This window comes from Kitasatospora indigofera (genome assembly GCF_014655955.1).
Taxonomy (GTDB): Bacteria; Actinomycetota; Actinomycetes; order Streptomycetales; family Streptomycetaceae; genus Kitasatospora; species Kitasatospora indigofera.
On record NZ_BNBO01000047.1, the window covers coordinates 39,021 to 57,145 of the forward strand.

Consider the following 18,125-nt stretch of genomic DNA (forward strand, 5'->3'; position numbering starts at 1 on the left):
AAACGCCACGGGGGCCTCTGCTGCGCCCGCGGCCCCGCGGCCCACGCGGGCCCGGTAGGCAGGCTCCGTCCTGCACCGCGCCCTGGCGGCGCGCCCCGCCCCGGCGATGCTGGTCGTCGACCTTCGGGCCGTCACCTTCTGCGACTCCTCCGGCCTCAACGCCCTGCTGCAGGCCCGCCTCGACGCCGAGCGCCAGGACACGCCGGTCCACCTCGCCCGTCCGACCGACAACGTGGCGCGAGTGCTGGAGATGACCGGAGTCGACCGGGTCCTCCCCGTCGATCAAGTCGTCTCCGCCCCCCGTGCCGCACACCCGCACCGGCTGACCCGCCGACACCGGCCGCCACCACAGACGCGGCCGGATCCTTCGCCGGCGCTCCGAGCCGCGGTCCTCGGCCGTCCCGGCCGGGCGGACCAGGACTTCGCGGGGCCGGTGGCCCTGGTCATGCTCGGAGGATGTCCCGGAGATCGGCGACGGCGCGCTCACGGTCGTGGCCGGGGGGAATCGCCCGTAGGAGATCCGTTGCCCGTGAGCGTACGAGTCCCGTGCGTTGGTCGGAGGGGAGCGCGATCAGTGCGTCCACGGCCCGTGTGCAGCCCTGGGAGGTATTGCCGGCGTAGTGGTCGCAGAGCGCCGCGTCCATGTGCATCAGGGTCCGGGCCTGGTAGCTGCCCGGCCCGGAGAGTTTCAGGGCGCGTTCTTGGGCGGTGCGGGCGTGGGTGATGTCCCCTAGCCGGGTGAAGGCGTGCGACAGGTGGAGCTGGAGTTTTTGTTCCGGCAGTCCGAACCATGTGTCGGCGGTGCCTTCCGAGTCGAGGTGCTCGGCGATCGTCTGTGCCCGGGCCAGGGCTTCGCGGGCGGCTTCGGTGTTGCCGCAGACCGCGTGGGCCCGGGCGGACACCGCCGCGGCCAGAGCGCCTGCGGCCGACGGGGAGGAGCCCGCTGCGTCCAGGGCCGGTCGGCGAGGCGTACCGCTTCCCGCGGTACCCCGTAGGTCAGCGGTGTCATGGCTTCCCGGGCGCAGATCCACGCGAGTACCTGCCGGTCTCCGGACTCGTTCGCGGCCAGCCGGGCCGAGTGGAACCATCCCCTTGCCTCCTGCGCCTCGCCGAGGTCGTGGAGGACGATCGCCGCCATACCGGAGAGCTGGCCGACCGTGCGGCACAGCCGGCCGCGGTCCGCCGCGGTCTGGGGCCGGCCCAGAAGGGTGCGCAGCTCGACGACGTCGGCGGCGATCTCTGCCAGGCGTGCGGCAGGGGGCTGGCCGCCGTAGCCGAGGGCGTAGGTGTCGGCGACCTGCTCCCAGTAGTCGAGGTCGGTCGGTGTGGGGTGGCCGGCCAGGGCGGCGTCCAGGGTGTGGCGCTCACCGGCGAGTTGGCCGAGCGCGGTGGTGGTCAGGCCGCCGGCGATGAGGACCTTCAGGGCCCTCCGCCGCTTCACGAGGTCACCTGTCGAGGGTTCATGAGGCTGCTCCGTAGAACCGGTTGGGGTGGACTTCTCCCAGGGGCGCGGAGCCAGACCGAGGAATCCACCGGGGATTCCCAGGCCGTCCGCGATCCTCTCGACTGCCTCGAACGAGGTGACGGTGGCTTCTCCGCGGGCTACGAGTGATACCCGCTCGGACTTCATGGCACACGCTTCGGCGATCTGGTGGTAGCTGGGGCCCGCCGCTTTGAGGGCCGTGAAGACGACGGTGAAGTTCCGGGTCCGCAGGGCCTTCACCACCACGGGGTCGTCGAGGAGTCCGGTGGGCAGGGCGAGCATTCCTGGGCGGTCAGGCACGTCAGGTCCCCCAAGGGTCGCGGCCATCCGGTGCACCCCCGGGTGGGACCCCACGGTGGGGGCCCCACGGTGGGGTTACAGCACCTCTGGCCGTCCGGCTTGAATGGCTCACACAGGGACGCGGCACCTGGTCACCTCAAGGTCCGGGCGTCCGTCCACACGGCCGTACTTGCTCAGAGTACCGACGTCCTGACGGCCCGTCACCGATGTGTGCCGGTAGTAATCCGTGCTTCCCGGGCCGGCCGGGGAGCCGCCGCGTACCCCCCTGGGCAGCCGGGTTGACCTCTCCCGGCCGCCCCCGCACCCCCGCGCACCGATCCGGCCGTACGGAGCCGACCGCCCCGGCGGCCTGGCCGGCGCGGCACCTTCCGGCCCTTCCCGGCCGGCTCTCAGCGCCGATCGCACGCCCGCGGCTCCGACCTCGGGTGCGCAGCTGCACCCCGTCCCGACGATCACTCAACGTGAACGGACATGCCCGAGCGTGCCCATCTGGCCGACGGCCCAGACACCCGCAGGAGAAGCCGATGAGTACTCAGACCTTGCCTCACAACAACGGCACCGACGTGGCGCGGCTGCTCGCCGACGATGAGCACTTCCTGTGGCACTCGTGGTCGCCGTCCGGAACAGCGGGCCGCGGGGGCATGGTGGTGACCGGCGGCCGGGGCTGCGAGGTGACCACGGCGGATGGCCGCACCTTCCTCGACGCCCGCGCGGGGATGTTCAACGCCACGCTCGGCTACGGCCGCACCGACGTCGCCGAAGCCATGCACGCCCAGGCCCTGCAGCTGGCGACCTACACCCTGACCCAGGCCGCGACGGTGCCCGCCATCGAACTCGCGCGGCGGATCGCCGGCCTGACGGGGGAGGCGGAGCTGTCGCGGACGTTCTTCTGCCACTCCGGGTCCGAGGCGAACGAGACCGCGGTGAAGGTCGCCCGGCAGTTCCACGCACTGCGCGGCGAGGCCGGCCGGCGCACCATCCTCACGCTGGCCGACGGCTACCACGGCTCCACCCTGGCCACCGCGGCGATGTCGCAGATCCCCGCAGCGCGGGCCGGCAACCATCCGCTGCCCGCCGGGTTCGTCCACGCCCCCGCGCCGCGCTGTGCAGAGTGCGCGGCCCGCCGCCCGCATCGCACCTGCACGCCTCCCGGGCCGGAGGCGATCGAGCAGGCACTGCTGGCGGCCGGGCCCGAGACGGTGGCCGCGATCGTCCTGGAGCCGGTCCTCGGCGTGGCCGGGGTGTGGCCGCTGCCGGCCGGCTACCTGCGCCGGGTCCGCGAGCTGTGCGACGAGTACGGCGTGCTCCTGGTCCTGGACGAGGTGATGACCGGCATCGGGCGCACCGGGACGTGGTTCGGCTACCAGCACCACGGCATCTCCCCGGACATCGTGACCCTGTGCAAGGGACTGGGCGCCGCCTACGCCACCGTCTCCTCGGTCACCGTCCGCCAGAGCGTCTACGAGGCGTTCGCCGCGGATCCGCTGATGGGCGGCCTGCGGCACGGCTTCACCACCGGCGGGCACGCCACCGCCTGCGCCGGGGCGCTGGCCGTCCTGGACGCCGTCGAGCGCGAGGGCCTGGTCGCGGGCGCCGCCCGCACCGGCGCGCAGCTGCTGCAGCGCCTCGCCAAACTGCGCTCCCTGCCCGCGGTGCACGACGTACGCGGCGCCGGTCTCCTGCTCGCGGTCGAGTTCGACACCGTTGAGCAGGCCGCCCTGGTGGACGAGGCGATGGCCGACGACGGAGTACTGGCCCGGCTGCAGGGCGCGGCCGTCACCCTCGCCCCGCCGCTGGTGCTCACCGACGAGCAGGCCGAGCGGATCGCCGACTGCCTGGAGCGCGCCGCCCTCGCCCTGGACGGGAACCGGTGAGCGCGCCGCCCACCGTCGTGGTGCCCTGCGCCGGGAAGGGCCGCCGCCTCGGCCTGCCCTTCCCGAAGGAACTGATCCCCTCCGGCCCCGGCCGGCTGGCGATCGACTCCGCGCTGCAACTCGTCGACGAAGCCGCCGCCGCCGACCTGCGGCTGCTGCTGGTCACCGGCCCCGGCCGCGAGGCCACCGCCCGATACGTGCGCGGGCGCTGCGCTGCGCCGGTCGCCGTCGTCGGGCAGGATCCGGCGCTGCCGGAACTGGCCGGGGCGATCCGCTCGGCCCTGCCCTGGTGCCCGGGCCCGGTGCTGGTGCTGCTGCCCGACCAGGTGCTCGCCCACCCGGCGCCCGGCCTGCTGGACGCCGCCCTCGCCGCGCTGGCCGGCCACCAGGCGTGCTTCCTCGCCGCGCCCGAGAGCGACCCGCGGCGGATCGCCGTCGACGGGGCGCTGGCCACCACGCCGGGGGAGGACAGCCCAAACGGTGCGCGGCGGCTGACCGGCCTGGCCGACAAGCCCGGCCCCGGCCACACCGAAGGGTTCGACCGGGTGTGGTTCGGCTTCGGCTTCCAGCCGACTGCCGCCCACGCGGTGCTGGAGCAGCTGCACGCCGCCACCGAACACCGCCTGACCGAGAACGACTTCCGCACCGGCCCGCTGGCCGGCGCCCCCGTCCTCGACTGCCCGCCGTTCACCGACCTGGGCACCTGGCCCGCCTACGCCCACCACTGGAAGGACACCCCGTGCGACTGACCGCATTCACCGGCCCCTACCCCGTGGGCGAGAGCATCGGCGGGATCGGCCTGCGCTTCTGGGAGCTGGCCTGCGCGCTCGCCGACGCCGGCATCGACGTCACCCTCGTCGGGCCGCCCGGCACCGACACCGCCTGGAGCCACGGCAGGGTGCAGGTCACCGTCTACGACGAGGACACCTGGCGCACCGTCGTCGAGACCAGCGACGCCGTCATGACCGGCGCCGAGGCCGACACCCCCATCATCCTCCACGCCCACACCACCGGCCGCCTGCTGATCGCCGAGACCGGCGTGCCCATCGAGCAGCTCGACTACGACCGGCTGCGCAACGCCCCCGACCCCGCCGACGCCTACCAGGAGGTGATGGACCAGTACCTGCTGCAGGTCGTCACCGCCGACCACCTCCTGGCCCGCTCCGACGTCGAGCGCGCCGCCCTGTACGCCACGCTGGCCGCCCTCGGGCGCCTCACCCCCGCCCAGCACACCCGCTCCCGCACCCTGGACCACCTCGTCTCCCTCCTGCCGATCGGGTTCGGCGCCCGCGCCGACGCCGTCCTGGCCACCACCCCGATCACCGCCCGCCCGGTCGAGTTCTGCTGGTCCGGCGGGATCTGGGACTTCTACGACACCGAGGCCGTCTGCCAGGCCACCGCCCTGCTGCGCGACGAGGGCCTGGACGTGCGCACCCGCTTCCTCTACGCGCCGCCGCCCGACCAGGAGACCTTCGAGGCTGCCCGCCTGCACCGCGCCATCGAGGAGTACAGCCTCCAGGACCTGGTGCTGCTGCACCCCGGCCCGCTGCGTCACAGCGACCGCGACTCCCTGATGCTCGCCACCCACGCCCTGATCTGCCTGGGGCGGCCCGGCGTCGAGAACGAGCTGTGCCACCGGCTGCGGCTGCGCGACGCCCTGCTCTACCGCACCCCGGTCGTCGTCGACTCCCACGGCGCGTCCGGCGACTGGATGCGCCGCCTGGGCATCGGCCTGGCCGTCGACACCCGCGACGTGCGGCAGGTCGCCGACGCCATGGCCGCACTCACCCGCGACGACCACCAGCTGACCGCCTGCCTGCACGCCATCGAACGCGAACGCCACCTGCACCGCATCGAGGCCAACATCGGCCCCCTGCTGCGCGTCCTGACCGACCACCGCCCCGCCGCCCGGGCCGACCGGCGCCAGCGCGAGGCGGCGGTGGCGCAGATCCTCGCCCGCCGGCCCGCCCTCGCCCACTCCCCGCTCCAACTCCTCTGACCAGCACCTCGAACCCGATCGAATCGGAGACCACCATGTCCCCTGTCGCCTTCGCGTCCGGCCAGCTGGACGCCTTCCTCGCCGCCACCGCTTCCACCGGCCGGCGCGGCCTGCCCGCCTTCCCCACCGACCTGCCCGCACCGCTGCGCCTGGACTCCTACCGGCTCACCGCGGCCGAGACGGTCCGGCTCGGCGAGCGCGTCCGGGAGGCCGGGTTCGCCGTGATCGACGTCGCCGAGGAGCCGACGGAGCAGCACCTGACCCTCCTCGCCGCCCGGCTCGGTCTCGGTGACCCGTTCGTCCCGCCGATCTACCGCCGGCCCGGCGCCGTCACCGTCGCCCACAGCGGCGTCTCCACCCTGACCGCCACCGCCGACGGCGTCGCCCACCCGGCCGTCTCCGCCAACGGCCAGGGCCTGCACGTCGACGGCCTGCTCCAGCCGATCGGCACCGTGCGCACCTCCGTACTGCTGTGCGCCCGCCCCGCCGCCAAGGGCGGCATCTCCACCCTGTTCAACTCCACCGCCGCGTTCTGGCACCTCGCCGGCGAGGACCCGCAGGCCGCCGAGACCCTGATGGGCGCCGGAGTCCTCACCCGCACCGCCAACGTCAACGACTCCACCGACCGCACCACCGGACCGGCGTTCGCCGTCGTCGACGGCCAGCTCCTCGCCCGCTACAGCCGCGACGGCAACGATGCCTGGAACCTCGCCCCCGGCCAGGACGCCGCCCTGGAACGCGCCCTGGAGGCGATGGACGCCCTGGCCCGGCCCGGCTCCCCGTACGCCGCCGAACTCACCCTCACCGCCGGCCAGGGCCTCATCTTCGCCAACTCCCGCCTGTGCCACGGCCGCACCGCCTACCAGGACGACCCCGCCACCCCGCGCCGGATGCTGCGCGGCCTGTTCACCCAGAACATCGCGTGAGGAGCACCGACCCCGCCGCGCTGGCCGGCGCCGCCGCGGGCGCCCTGGTCCGCCAGCAGCACCGCTCCGCCCGCGCGCTCAACATGATCCCCTCCGAGAACAGCGCCTCCCCGCTCGCCCGCTGGGCACTGGCCGGCGACGCCGGCAGCCGCTACTTCTTCAACACCAGCGGCGACCCGGACGGCTGGGCGTTCCCGGCCGCCCGCGACGCCTCCGAGGCGGAAACCCGGCTCACCCTGCCGCTGCTGCGCCACCTCACCGGAGCGGCCCACGTCAACGTCCGGCCGCTGTCGGGCCTGCACGCCATGACCCTCGTGCTGTCCGCATGGGGCGGCGCAGCGGGCACGCCGGTCCTCACCGTCCACCCCGACCAGGGCGGCCACTACGCCACCGCCTCCCTCACCCGCCGCCTGGGCCTGACCCCGTACCTGGCCACCGGACCCGACCCGCACACCCTCGACCCGGAGCTGCTCCACCACCTGGTCGCCGACCGGCACCCGCGGCTGGTCTACCTCGACCAGTCGCACGTCCTGTTCCCCGCCGACGTCGCCACCGTCGCCGCCGCGATCCGGGCCGCCGACGAACACACGGTGCTGTACGCGGACGTCTCGCACACCCTCGGACTCGTCCTCGGCGGCGCCCTGCCCAACCCGCTCGCCGCCGGCGCGCACGGCTTCGGCGGCTCCACCCACAAGACCTTCCCCGGCCCCCAGAAGGGCATGATCACCACCGATCGGGACGACCTCGCCACCGCCCTCCACCGCGCGCAGTACGACATGGTCTCCAACCACCACCTCGCCCCGACCTGCGCGCTCGGCCTGGCCGCGGCCGACTTCCTCGCCGCCTACGCCGCCGACACCATCGCCGCAGCGCAGGCCCTCGGCCAGGCCCTCCACCAGCGCCACCTGGTCCCCGAGGCCGCGGAGCGCGGCTACACCGCCACCCACCAGCTGTGGCTGAACACCGCCCCGGCCGGTGTCGACGGCCGCGAGGCCCACCGCCGCCTGACCGCCGCCGGCATCCACACCAACGTGCTCTCCGACCTGCCCGGCCTGGCCGCCACCCCCGCGCTGCGCCTGGGTACCGCCGAAGCAGTCGGTGCCGGGCTCACCGTCCAGGACATGGACCAGGTCGCCGCACTGATCGCCGACGCCGTCCACGACCGCCGCCCGGCCGACGTCATCGCCGGTGACGTCGCCGACCTGCGCGCCGCCCGCGCCGGCCGGTGGCAGCTCCACCGCCACCCCGACGTCGCCCCCCACATTAAGGAGAGCTTCGCGTGAGCGCACCCGCCCTCGACTGCATCACCGCCGCCCGCACCGGCCGGCCGCTCGGCGAGGCCGCCATCACCGGCCTGATCGCCGACTACCTGGACGGCAGCGTCCCCGACTACCAACTGGCCGCCTGGCTGATGGCCGTGGCCTGCAACGGCCTCGCCGTCGAGGACACCGTCACCCTGACCCGCGTCCTCGCCGCCACCGGCCAGCAGCTCAACCTGCGCGACCTGGCGCCGTTCGTCGCCGACAAGCACTCCACCGGCGGCATCGGCGACAACACCACCCTGGTCCTGGTGCCGCTGCTGGCCGCCGTCGGCATCCCCGTCGGCAAGCTCACCGGCCGCTCCCTCGGCCACCACGGCGGCACCGTCGACAAGCTGGAGTCGATCAGCGGCCTGCACCTGCCCGCCGACGCCGCCGAGTTCACCAAGTCCCTGGCCGCCACCGGCATCGGCCTGACCGGCCAGTCCGACCACCTCGCCCCCGGCGACGGCGCCCTCTACGCCCTGCGCGACGTCACCGGCACCGTCGACTCCATCCCCCTGATCGCCTCCTCGATCATGTCGAAGAAGCTCGCCGCCGGAACCAGCGCCTGCGTCCTGGACGTGAAGACCGGCCCCGGCGCCGTCCTCACCGACCCCACGGCCACCCTGGAGCTCGCCCGCCTGATGGTCGACATCGGCAACCGGGCCGGCCTGCCCACCCGCGCGGTCATCAGCGACATGAGCCAGCCCCTCGGCCACGCCATCGGCAACACCCTCGAAGTCGCCGAAGCCGTCCACGCCCTGTCCGGCCGGCACGTGCCCGGCCTCACCGACCTGACCCTCGCCCTCGCCCAACTCATCGCCGCCCAGGCCTGGCCCGACCACACCGCCGACCGGATCCGCCACCGCCTGCACACCGCGCTCGCCGACGGCAGCGCCCTGGCCGCGCTGCGCCGCTGGGTCGAACACCTAGGCGGTGACGTCCGGCAGATCGACGACCCCGCCCTGCTCCCCGCCGCAGACGTCCGCCTGGCCGTCCCCGCCCCGGCGAGCGGGGTCGTCCACCGCATCGACGGCGACGAACTCGGCCGCATCGCCGCCGAGCTGGGCGCCGGCCGTGCCCGGGCCGACAGTCCCATCGACCCGGCCGTCGGCATCCAGCTGCACCGGCGGGTCGGCGACCCGGTCCGGGCCGACGAGCCCGTCGCCGAACTGCACCTGCGCACCACCCACGACCAGGCGGCGCTGCTGCAGCGCACCGCCGCGGCTTTCACCGTCGCCGACGGCCCCGCCACCGCGCCGCCGCTGATCCACCACACCATCTGACCCGACCACGCAGCCGGGCCCCGGCCGACCCGATCAGGGGGCCGGGGCCCGGCCCCCGAGGAAAGGCACCACCCCGACCCGAACCACTCCGCCCCGCAAGGAGGCACCCGTGCCCATCACCGTCAACCGCCCCGGCCCCGCCGTCGACGGCCTGCTGGTCGACATGGACGGCCTGTTCCGTCACTGGCGCGACACCGGCGCCCGCCTCGGCGAGCAGCTCGCCGGCCTGCCCGCCGGCACCTTCGACACCTTCGCCTACGGCCACCCCAGCTACCGGCTCGCGCAGCTCGGCGTGCTCACCGACCAGCAGTGGGCCGACGACGTCACCGCCCGCCTGATCGACGCCTTCGGCCACCGCGCCCTGGACGCCATCGGGCCCTGGCGCGCCGACCGGGGCGAGAGCGACCCGGTCATGCTCGACCTCCTCGCGCAGGCCCGCCGCCACCTCCCGGTCGGCGTCCTGTCCAACACCACCGACGCCTTCCGCGCCGACCTGGCCCACCACGGCATCGCCGACGTCTTCGACTTCGTCTTCCCAACCGCCGAGCTCCACGTCGACAAGCCGTCCCCGCTCGCCTTCCACACCGCTGCGCAGAAAATGGGCATCGCCCCCGACCGGCTGTTCTTCACCGACGACGAGCCCCCCTACGTCGCCGGAGCCCTCCACGCCGGACTGCGCGCCGAGGTGTTCACCGGGCCGCAGGCGTTCGCCGCCGCCCTCACCCGCCACGGCATCCCCGTCACGGCCGCCCAGACGCTCGCGCCGGCGGCCTGAGCCGTGCAGGTCCTGCAGCCCGGCGGCCTACCGGACGGACGCTCCGACGAGCTCCAGCACCTGGCCGGCCAGCTCCGCCGTCGCCAGCACACCGTCCAGCAGCACGGTGTCGCCGGGCAGCAGGTCCACCGCCGCCGCGCACCGCTCGATCTGCGCCCGGCGCCACACCCGGGTCTCCTCGTCGGCGGCCGGATCGTCCGGCGTGAAGGACTGGGCGTCGATGCGGGCCTGCAGCACCTCGTCCGGCGTCTTGAGGAAGACGTGGTGGAGCTGGGCGCCCGTGGCGCGGATCGCGCCGTGGATCTCCCGGAGGTACTCAGGAACGACCAGGGTCATCGGGACGATCAGCGGGCGCTCGTACTCGCCCAGCATCCGGATCGTCATGGAGGCGACCAGCTCGCGCCACACCGGCAGGTCCTGGTAGTCGCCGGTCGGCGTCTCCACCAGGCGCTGCACGGTGGCGCCGACCACCTCCGGGTCGAAGAGGATCGCATCCGGCCACCGTCGGCTCAGCTCCTTGGCCAGCGTGGTCTTCCCGCCGCCGAACGGTCCGTTCAGCCAGACAACCGTGCGCTCACTCATGATCTTGGTCCCTCTCCGAGTTCCACGATCCCACAGTGCCATCACCGACGTTCGACCGTAGCCAGCCGGTTCCTCCGGGTCACGGAATGCACCCTTGCGGCGCCCACGTGACCGTTTCCGCCCGCCAACGATCAGACCAGAGGACCCCATGAGTTCCGCCTTCGAGGACATCGCCGCCGAGCAGGAAGCCATCCGCGCCCGATGGGGTGAACAGCATCACCCGACCGGCGCGCACCGCGGCTTCGCGCCCCTGCGCCGGCTTCTGCAGTACCTCTGCGACCGGGCCGCCCGCCGGGGCCGCAAGACCTGGCGGCACATCCTCGTCGAGGAGGTGCTCGAAGTCCTCGCCGAGCCGGATGACCCGCAGGCCATGCGAGCGGAGCTGGTTCAGGTGGGAGCCGTCGTCGTCGCCATGATCGACGACCTGGATCGGAACTGAACCGCGCACGTCGAAGCATTTCCAGCTGCAGTACCCGACCGGCTTCCACGCGGCCAGCTCACCGCACTCCGAGCAGGTCATCACCGGGTGCGGTGTCCGCTCTGCGTGTTCCTGGACCATCGCTCTCACCTGCCCGGACTTCGCCCCGCCGGGTCGCCCGGCACTGGGCTGGTACCCGGCCCGGCGGGGGTGACACGGGCGCCGCCCCGGTCCTGCGCCTGGTGGGTGGCCCCGACCCAGCCACCAGGCGCAGCCGCTGCCCGGGAAGCCCTGCCGTGCGTCCACTTGTCATAGCCGGCGGCCCTCGGTCGGCCGTGGCCGCTGTTGGGTGGTCCCGCGTGTTCGGCGGGGACCTGCGTCTGGCTGACGGCGGGACAGCGGCCTGGCTGCGGTGCGACCCGGCGGACGGCGAGCGCGACCTGCGGCTGCTCGCGAAGGCAAGCGATGGTCGGCGACGTCAAGTCCCGTGCCGTCGCATGGGGGCAACCGGCACTCGACTTCCGGATCCTCAGCTGGTCAACGAGGCCTGCCGCCACGCCACGCCGATCGCCGGCCTCGCGGACGCCCGCGCACGCCGGGCGGCGGCCGGGGCCGCCCCGCAAGCACCCGGCATGTTCACCGGGACCAACCTCGCGCCGGGCCCCGGAGCCGGCTGAAGCAGGTCGGCCCAGCGTGGCCGGCCCCGAGCCACCGGCGCTGTTTCCCCCACGGGGACGTGGACAGACGCCCCAGGAGAACGTCGGTACGACCCGCGTGAGGAGCGATGATGAAGGCCCTGACCTGGCACGGCAGGCGAGATGTCCGCGTCGACACCGTTCCCGATCCGGCCGTCAAGGATCCGACCGATGTGATCATCAAGGTGACCACCAGCGGGCTGTGCGGGTCCGACCTGCACCTCTACGAGGTGCTGGGCCCCTTCCTCGACGTCGGCGACATCCTCGGGCACGAGCCCATGGGCATCGTCGAGGAGGCCGGGCCCGAGGTCACCGCCGTGAGGGTGGGCGACCGGGTGGTGATCCCGTTCAACATCTCCTGCGGGACCTGCCACACCTGCGGGCAGGGCCTCCATTCGCAGTGCGAGACCACCCAGGTGCGGGAGCACGGCAGCGGCGCGTCCCTCTTCGGCTACACCAAACTCTACGGCCAGGTCCCGGGCGGGCAGGCCGAGCTGCTGCGCGTCCCCTTCGGGAACAACCTGCCGATCAAGGTGCCGCACGGGCCCGCCGACGACCGCTTCGTCTTCCTCTCCGACGTACTGCCCACGGCATGGCAGGCGGTCGAGTACGCGGCGGTGCCCGAGGGCGGCAGCCTCGTCGTCCTGGGCCTGGGGCCGATCGGTGACATGAGCTGCCGGATCGCCCTGCACCACGGCGCGTCCCAGGTGATCGGCGTCGACCTCGTCGGCCAACGCCTCACCCGGGCCCGGCGCCGGGGCGTGCACGTGCTGGACCTCAAGGAGCACGGCAAGGACCTCGCCGACACGATCCGTGAACTGACCCACGGGCGCGGGCCGGACGCAGTCATCGACGCGGTCGGGATGGAAGCCCACGGCTCGCCCGCAGCGAAACTCGCCGCCCAGGCCACCAACCTGCTGCCCAGCGCCCTGGCCGCCAAACTGATGGAACACGTCGGCGTCGACCGCCTCCACGCCCTGTACCTCGCCATCGACATCGTCCGGCGCGGCGGCACCATCTCACTGTCCGGTGTCTACGGCGGCCAGAGCGACCCCCTGCCCCTGCTGACCATGTTCGACAAACAGATCCAACTCCGCATGGGCCAGGCCAACGTGCACCGCTGGGTCGACGACATCCTCCCGCTGCTCACCGACGACGACCCGCTCGGCGTCGACACCTTCGCCACCCACCACCTCCCGCTCGACGACGCCCCGGCGGCGTACGAGATGTTCCAGAAGAAGCAGGACGGTGCCGTGAAGGTGCTCCTCAAGCCCTGAACCCCCGCCCCGATCGGCCCCGGCCGGATTGCGCACGCCGACCTCCGACGACAACCCCCAAGCCCGGGAGCCCGCCATGACCGCACCATCACACCGCTTCACGGGCCGCACCGCCCTGGTCACCGGATCCTCCCGAGGGCTCGGCCTGCTCATCGCCCGGGACCTGGCCCGCCACGGCGCCCGGGTGATGCTCTGCGCCCGCGACACGCAGGCCCTGGGCAGGGCCGAGCGGCAGCTGCGGGCCGAGGGATCCGAGGTCGCCTCGCTCAGCTGCGACGTCACCGGCCCCGACGCCCCGCGCCAGCTCCTCGACGCGGTACGCGAACGCTTCGGGCCGCTCGACGTCCTCGTCAACAACGCCGGAATCATCCAGGTCGGCCCCCTGGAAGCCCTACGTGAACAGGACTTCCGCCAGGCCATGGAGACGATGTACTTCGCGCCGCTGCGCCTGACCCTGGCAGCACTTCCCGACCTGCGGGCCAGCAGCGCCGGCACCGTGGTCACCATCTCGTCGGTCGGCGGCCGGATCCCCGCACCCCACCTGCTGCCCTACGTCGCCGCCAAGTTCGCCGTCGCGGGCTTCTCCCAGGGCCTGCGGGCCGAACTCGCGGGCACGGGAGTCAGCGTCACCACCGTCCTGCCGGGACTGATGCGCACCGGATCGCACACCGCGGCCCGCTTCCACGGCCGCCCCGGCGCCGAATACGGCTGGTTCGCTGCCGCCGCCAGCCTGCCGCTGCTCTCCATGGACGCCGAGCGGGCAGCGCGCGCGATCGTCCGGGCCGCGGAGCGGCGCCGCCCCGAACTGGTCCTCACCCCCGCGGCGAAGCTCGGTGTCCGGGTGCAGGGGCTGGCGCCCGCCACCACCTCCCGGCTGCTCGCCCGCGTCGCCCGTGCCCTGCCCGGCGCCGGTGACCGGCCGCGCCACGACGTCCAGGGCACCGAGGCAGCCCACCTGTCCGGCCTGCCTGCGTGGGTGACCGCCCTCGGGGACCGGGCCGGCGCCCGGTTTGCCGAGCCCCGCCCGGACCCCGGGCCCTGAGCCGACGGCGGCCGGTGCGCCCGAGAACCAGCCGACCGGCCCAAGCCGGGATACCGGTCCCCGATCAGGCACGACAAACGGGCCCGGTGGCCGTGCGTGCCGCACCGGTGGCCCGTAGCGTCGATCAGGCGGACCTGCCGGTCCGGGCGAGAGCGAGGGAGGCTTCTATGCCGGCTGCGGCCCTGTTCGATGTCGACGGCACGTTGCTGGACACCAGCTACTGGCACACGACCGCCTGGACCGAGGCGCTCGCGCAGTTCGGCCACACCCCGGCGATGGCCCGCATCCACGGTGCGATCGGCATGGGCGCAGACCAGCTCCTGGACCACCTGCTCGGCGAGGACCGCGACCATGACCTCGACGCGGCGATCACGGCGGCACACCAGGCATTGTTCGCCCGCTTCTGGCCCCGTCTGCGGGCCTTCGACAGTGCCGGCGCACTGCTGCGGCAGCTGAAGCAGCGAGGCTGGACGATCACGCTTGCCTCCTCCGCCTCGGGCCGGGACCTGGAGGTGATGCGCCGGGTGCTGGACGCGGACGACGCGATCGACCATGCCACCAGCGCCGACGACGTCAAGGCCAGCAAGCCCGCTCCCGACCTGGTCCACGCCGCCCTGGCCAAGTCCGGCGCGAAACCGGGGCAGGCGCTGTTCGTCGGCGACACCCCGTGGGACGTCCAGGCCGCTGCCCAGGCGAAGGTGGCGTGCGTGGCGGTGCTCTCCGGGGGATTCGGCGAGCGGGCGCTGCGGGCGGCAGGCGCTCTGGAGGTCCACCGTGATGTCGGCGACCTCCTTGCCCACCTTGACGGCAGCGCCCTCGCGGACCCGGCCCACTACGCGGCTCTCGGCCGCTAGCCCGGGACATGGGCGACTACGTCGTCTCCGCGGAGTTCTACGACCTCTTGCAGGCCGAGGGCGACCGCCGCCTGGCCGAGCGGCGCTTCGCGGGCGCCGCCGATCGTGCGCGCGGCTCGATCCTGGACGTCGGCGCGGGCACCGGGATCGTTACCGAGGTCCTGCTGCGGGCATCCAGTGTCCCCGTCCACGCCGTCGGGCCGGCCCCGCCCATGCGCGCCGCCCTGCTGTGACGCCTGGCCCGCCTCGGTGCGGACCAGCGCGCCCGCGTCACGGTGCACCCCGAACCCCTCGAACCCGCGGGCCTCACCGAGATCGCGGAGCTGGCCGTCGCCTCCAACGTGATCGCCTGCCTGGACCCCGCCACTTGGAAAGCGATCGCGGCAGCCTGGTGCCCGGCGGCCTGCTGCTCTTCGACCCGCCCCCAGCCGCCTGCCCGAGGGGCGCGAACCGGTCGTCCGGTTCGGACTGCTCCTCGACAGCCGCGCGCCGCACCGCCTCGGGACACCGGCCCGGGGCGGCCCGCGCGGGGCACACCGCAGGCGTCGGTCAGCGGCCGAGGGCGGGCAGCACGAGTGCTTGGTAGGCGTTGAAGGACCTCCAGGCCCGGGCCGATCTGCCCGACGTACACCTTGTCGAATCCGGCCCGGGCGTAGGCGCGGCGAGATCGCCGGGCAGCAGCTCGGTCGGCCACGGCCGGTGCCCTGTCCCGACGGCGTTGTCGCGGTCACGGGCAACCGGCGCGGTCTCCCTCTCGGCCGCGGCCTGGCGCCGGACGGGCGGATCGGGGGTCGCGGGGCGGCGTGGCGCCGCGGGAGGGGGCGAGCGTGGCTTCAACTGGTGGGGCAGGTCCCACACGGGCCCAAGGGTGGTGCGGCAACAGGCCCGTGGCCGCACCCTTGTGGTCCGCCGGGGCCGTCGTCGTCGGGTGCGGCCGCGCTCCCTGCAGGAGGGGCGGCGTGGTCCTCGGCGACGTCCGGTCCACCCGACCCGTGACTGCTGCTCGACGTGTCCGGGGCGGGATTTGCTTCACGGATACGGGGAAAGCGCGTCCTGCAGCCGTCGGACAGGAGGTGTGACCATGCCCCGTGGATCCAGTCCCAAGCGGGAGAGGCAGTACGAGCACATCAAGGACAGCGCGCTGGAGCGCGGTGAGAGCAAGGAGCGGGCCGAGGAGATCGCGGCCCGTACCGTCAACAAGGAACGCGCCCGGCATGGGGAGTCGAAGACCGCGAGCCGAAGCTCGGTGGAGGACATGTCCTCCTCCCGGCGTGGCGGCCTGCGCTCCCACAGCGGCGCCCAGGGGCCGACCAAGGAGCAGTTGTACAACGAGGCGAAGCAGCGGAACATCCACGGCCGCTCGAAGATGACCAAGAAGGAACTCGAGAACGCCCTCGGCCGATAGGAGCTCCGCCTCATGGGTACCGTCCCCGTGCCGCCCGACCCCGACACCACCCCCGTGCCGCCGGGCCCGCCCCAGCCCGCAGAGCCTCCCGGCCCGCCGGATCCGGCCGAACCTCCGCTGCCGCCGGATCCTCCGGCGCCGCCCGGCTCTCCCGTCCCGCCGCCCGAGCACCCCGGCCCGGCGCGCCCCGGACCGGAGCCCGCCGCGCCGGAGCCCGGACAACCCCCAACCGAGCCGCCCGACTGAACCCGCCACACCCGGGTGTCCTTCACCCGGGAGGCCCTGTCCGGCCCGCCCCGCGGCGCTGCCTCGGCGCCGGCCCCGGTGGCGCGAGGCAGTCGTAGGCTGGAGGGTCACCCGGTCGGAGCTGATCGCCAGAGGGGTGTTGTCCATGGCCCGTGCCCGTGACCTGCAGACGCTCATCGACACGGTGGAGCCGGTGCCCGGCGGCATGCCGGCGCTGCCGGAGCCGATGGCCCGCAGGGTGCTGTCGGTGGTGGCCCGCCACGCCCGCGACGCGCAGGACTGCCGGCTGCTCCTGGAGGCCCTGGGCCTGATACCCGATGACGGGCAGGTCGGCCCGGCGGGTGAGGAGGCGGCGAGCCGTTGCTGCGTGGGATGCTCCCGCCCCTTCGACCGTCCCGGGGTGCGGCGCCGGGACCGGTTCTGCTCCGCCCGCTGCTACCGCGCCGCCACCCCGACGGCCGGATGACACCGCGCCCGAACCGCCTGCGGCCGCCGGGCGGTCCCCGCACGGGGTGCCGTGCGCCGGGGCGCGGCGGCCGCGTCGGGCGCCGTCGGGGCACCGTGGCTACGGTGAGGAGAGTGTGTCCATGGATCGCTTGCCGGGGGGCCGGGTCGGTGTGCGGGCGGCGGGTGAGGTCGAGGCGGCCATCGCCCGGCTGTCCGGCAGCCGGCGGCCGCTTCCCGCGCCCCTGCGGGGTGCGCTCGCCACCTACGAGTGGGCGGCGGGCCGGAGGCTGGTAGCGCCGGTCAGCGGAGCCCAGTCGGGCAGGGTGCCGACCGAGGCGCAGCTCGCCGGCGAGGAGCGGGTGGCGTTGCGGCGGGTGCACGATCGGGCGGGAGTGGGCCTGGCGGAGCGGGATTTCGCGCTCGGTGCGGTACGGGCGCTGGCCTGGATCCTCGGCTACACCGGCGACCAGCCCTGAGCTGCCCCCCTTGTGTCGGGACCCGGGGTGAAGCGCGGGGCGCCCACGGCGCAGTTCGCCGACCGGCCGCCGCTACGGACGCCGTCGGCCGGCCGACCTGGCGGGGCCGGCCGACGGTCCCGCCGGTTGCAGGGCCGGCGCGGGCCTTCGGCCTGCAGGTCTTCGTATGGGTGGCGTGGCGGGGTGTTGGGGCCGTGACCGCGGTGCGGTCGGATCGTTGAACGCCGTGTACGTCCGAACCACGGCGCACACTCAGTCCGTCCTGCGGATGCCACCTCCCCCGTTGGTGTCCGCAGGACGGTGCCGCATCTGCGCCCTGCCGGGGCGGACTGGAGCGGCATAGCGGCCACCGGCTGGGAGCGGTGGACTACGTCAGCGCGTTGATCGTCGTCCTCTGTAGGACGCCGCAACTCACCGGACAGGCCCCGCGGGCTCTGGCGCCGCCCACGGCCCTGCGACCGCTCGCCGCCGGGCCCCTGGCGACCAGCCTGCGGACGGGTCGTCCCATGTCAGGGCGCCGCGCCCCCTACCAGGACCAGATCCTCGCGACCATGAACACCACCACGGCGAGAACGAGGACACCGACGACGATCATCGGACCCACCCCTGACCAAGCCTTCCGCAGCTCAGGGGGTTCCGGCACCGAGATGTCCCGCGTCGTGCTTCCTTCGCCTTCCTGGGTCTCGCCCGGAGGAGACTGCATGCCTTCATCCGGCCGTCGGAATTCTTCAGGTCCCAT

At 74.0% G+C, this 18,125-nt stretch carries 19 protein-coding genes; 16 read left to right on the top strand and 3 right to left on the bottom strand.

Annotated elements, in window-relative coordinates; genetic code table 11:
- The first annotated feature begins 70 nt into the window (after positions 1 to 70).
- A complete protein-coding gene (locus IE329_RS42095) occupies positions 71 to 724 on the top strand; it encodes an STAS domain-containing protein (RefSeq protein WP_373311342.1) in 654 nt (217 codons plus the stop codon).
- Positions 725 to 730: 6 nt separating this feature from the next.
- Here the strand turns inward: IE329_RS42095 and IE329_RS29940 are convergent, their stop codons facing one another.
- Positions 731 to 1,765: a hypothetical protein gene (locus IE329_RS29940; protein WP_190214130.1), complete on the bottom strand. Its 1,035-nt coding sequence runs from the start codon at positions 1,763 to 1,765 to the stop codon at positions 731 to 733.
- 542 nt (positions 1,766 to 2,307) lie between these two features.
- On the opposite strand from IE329_RS29940, the gene IE329_RS29945 reads away from it, so the two are divergent.
- The 7 genes from IE329_RS29945 (at position 2,308) to IE329_RS29975 (ending at position 9,944) form a co-directional block, all read left to right on the top strand.
- Positions 2,308 to 3,657, top strand: a complete 1,350-nt coding sequence (locus IE329_RS29945; protein ID WP_229927882.1) for an aminotransferase family protein — start codon at positions 2,308 to 2,310, stop codon at positions 3,655 to 3,657.
- On the top strand, positions 3,654 to 4,406 hold the full coding sequence (locus IE329_RS29950; protein ID WP_190214131.1) for an NTP transferase domain-containing protein: 753 nt from the start codon (positions 3,654 to 3,656) through the stop codon (positions 4,404 to 4,406). The genes IE329_RS29945 and IE329_RS29950 overlap by 4 nt, the downstream gene beginning before the upstream one ends.
- Entirely contained in the window at positions 4,397 to 5,656 is a 1,260-nt protein-coding gene (locus IE329_RS29955; RefSeq protein ID WP_190214132.1) for a glycosyltransferase family protein, read from the top strand. Before IE329_RS29950 ends, IE329_RS29955 begins: the two co-directional genes overlap by 10 nt.
- 35 nt (positions 5,657 to 5,691) lie before the next feature.
- Positions 5,692 to 6,582, top strand: a complete 891-nt coding sequence (locus IE329_RS29960; RefSeq protein WP_190214133.1) for a TauD/TfdA family dioxygenase — start codon at positions 5,692 to 5,694, stop codon at positions 6,580 to 6,582.
- Entirely contained in the window at positions 6,579 to 7,865 is a 1,287-nt protein-coding gene (locus IE329_RS29965; RefSeq protein ID WP_190214134.1) for a PLP-dependent aminotransferase family protein, read from the top strand. The genes IE329_RS29960 and IE329_RS29965 overlap by 4 nt, the downstream gene beginning before the upstream one ends.
- Positions 7,862 to 9,169, top strand: coding sequence for a thymidine phosphorylase (locus IE329_RS29970; RefSeq protein ID WP_190214135.1), 1,308 nt, complete (start codon positions 7,862 to 7,864; stop codon positions 9,167 to 9,169). Before IE329_RS29965 ends, IE329_RS29970 begins: the two co-directional genes overlap by 4 nt.
- A gap of 109 nt (positions 9,170 to 9,278) precedes the next feature.
- The gene (locus IE329_RS29975) at positions 9,279 to 9,944 is read left to right on the top strand and encodes an HAD family hydrolase (RefSeq protein ID WP_190214136.1); all 666 of its coding nucleotides are present in this window, start codon (positions 9,279 to 9,281) and stop codon (positions 9,942 to 9,944) included.
- A gap of 27 nt (positions 9,945 to 9,971) precedes the next feature.
- Here the strand turns inward: IE329_RS29975 and IE329_RS29980 are convergent, their stop codons facing one another.
- Positions 9,972 to 10,526: a P-loop nucleotide/nucleoside kinase family protein gene (locus IE329_RS29980; RefSeq protein WP_190214137.1), complete on the bottom strand. Its 555-nt coding sequence runs from the start codon at positions 10,524 to 10,526 to the stop codon at positions 9,972 to 9,974.
- 148 nt (positions 10,527 to 10,674) lie between these two features.
- Between IE329_RS29980 and IE329_RS29985 the strand changes: the two genes are divergently transcribed.
- The 8 genes from IE329_RS29985 (at position 10,675) to IE329_RS30020 (ending at position 17,386) form a co-directional block, all read left to right on the top strand.
- Positions 10,675 to 10,965 carry a hypothetical protein gene (locus IE329_RS29985; RefSeq protein ID WP_190214138.1) on the top strand — a complete coding sequence of 97 codons (291 nt, stop codon included), beginning with the start codon at positions 10,675 to 10,677 and terminating at the stop codon, positions 10,963 to 10,965.
- Positions 10,966 to 11,731: 766 nt separating this feature from the next.
- Complete coding sequence (locus IE329_RS29990) at positions 11,732 to 12,916, top strand: zinc-dependent alcohol dehydrogenase (protein WP_190214166.1); 1,185 nt, start codon at positions 11,732 to 11,734, stop codon at positions 12,914 to 12,916.
- A 76-nt stretch (positions 12,917 to 12,992) separates the two neighbouring features.
- Complete coding sequence (locus IE329_RS29995; protein WP_190214139.1) at positions 12,993 to 13,958, top strand: SDR family NAD(P)-dependent oxidoreductase; 966 nt, start codon at positions 12,993 to 12,995, stop codon at positions 13,956 to 13,958.
- 167 nt (positions 13,959 to 14,125) lie between these two features.
- Positions 14,126 to 14,812, top strand: coding sequence for an HAD family hydrolase (locus tag IE329_RS30000; RefSeq protein WP_190214140.1), 687 nt, complete (start codon positions 14,126 to 14,128; stop codon positions 14,810 to 14,812).
- A gap of 8 nt (positions 14,813 to 14,820) precedes the next feature.
- Positions 14,821 to 15,045, top strand: coding sequence for a class I SAM-dependent methyltransferase (locus IE329_RS30005; protein ID WP_190214141.1), 225 nt, complete (start codon positions 14,821 to 14,823; stop codon positions 15,043 to 15,045).
- An 848-nt stretch (positions 15,046 to 15,893) separates the two neighbouring features.
- Positions 15,894 to 16,217, top strand: coding sequence for a plasmid stabilization protein (locus IE329_RS30010; protein WP_190214142.1), 324 nt, complete (start codon positions 15,894 to 15,896; stop codon positions 16,215 to 16,217).
- 391 nt (positions 16,218 to 16,608) lie between these two features.
- Positions 16,609 to 16,929 carry a hypothetical protein gene (locus tag IE329_RS30015; RefSeq protein ID WP_190214143.1) on the top strand — a complete coding sequence of 107 codons (321 nt, stop codon included), beginning with the start codon at positions 16,609 to 16,611 and terminating at the stop codon, positions 16,927 to 16,929.
- A 121-nt stretch (positions 16,930 to 17,050) separates the two neighbouring features.
- On the top strand, positions 17,051 to 17,386 hold the full coding sequence (locus IE329_RS30020; RefSeq protein ID WP_190214144.1) for a hypothetical protein: 336 nt from the start codon (positions 17,051 to 17,053) through the stop codon (positions 17,384 to 17,386).
- A 526-nt stretch (positions 17,387 to 17,912) separates the two neighbouring features.
- Here the strand turns inward: IE329_RS30020 and IE329_RS30025 are convergent.
- Positions 17,913 to 18,125 (bottom strand): DUF6480 family protein, encoded by a 213-nt coding sequence (locus IE329_RS30025; RefSeq protein WP_190214145.1) that lies wholly within the window; start codon positions 18,123 to 18,125, stop codon positions 17,913 to 17,915.